This is a genomic window from Ruegeria sp. AD11(2025), from assembly GCF_056542405.1.
The window spans coordinates 1-657 of the sequence record NZ_JBQFZU010000137.1 but is presented as its reverse complement, the minus strand read 5'-3'; the positions used below and the strand labels follow the sequence as shown (position 1 = coordinate 657).

Sequence of the window (657 nt, the reverse complement as noted above, 5' to 3'; positions counted from 1 at the left end):
CGAGCATGACGCCGATGGCACCCGTGTCCGCATTGCCGGCCAGATGCTGACGCAATCGCTTGAAGCCGTCGAAAATGCCTTTGGAAACATCCAGCCAACCGGCGGGAAAGTCACGGTAGACTTGTCGGGTGTTGAAGCGTTGGACACAGGCGGCGCTTGGCTGGTGGCCAACATGGCGCAGCGGTTCACGTCCAATGGCGCAGAGTTACAGTTTCAAGGCGTCCAACCCGCACATGCAGCGCTGATCGATACCGTATCGCACAATATCCCGGATAAGCCCGGTAAAGTTGCCGCGCCGCGCAGTTTCGTCGAATGGGTGGAAAGCGTGGGCGAGCGCACTGTCGGCGCATGGAAAGACACTTTATCGATTCTCGGTTTTTTGGGGCTGACGTTACATCGGCTTGCACGAACTGTTGTCATGCCCTGGAGACTGCGCCGCGCCGCCCTGTTTACGCATATGGAAGAGACCGGGTTCAAAGCTTTGCCGATTATTGCCCTGATGGGGTTCCTAATCGGTGTTGTGCTGGCCTTTCAGGGGGCGACCCAGCTTAAGCAATTCGGGGCAGAGATTTTTGTCGTGGAACTGATCTCGATTTCGGTCCTGCGTGAGCTCGGTGTTCTGCTGACGGCCATCATTGTTGCGGGCCGGTCCGGCTC

General features: G+C 57.8%; 1 protein-coding gene. It reads left to right on the top strand.

What is annotated here, in order from left to right; genetic code table 11:
• The coding region (locus ACR1XY_RS24740) for an ABC transporter permease (RefSeq protein ID WP_480597508.1) at window positions 1–657 on the top strand (657 nt) is incomplete at both ends.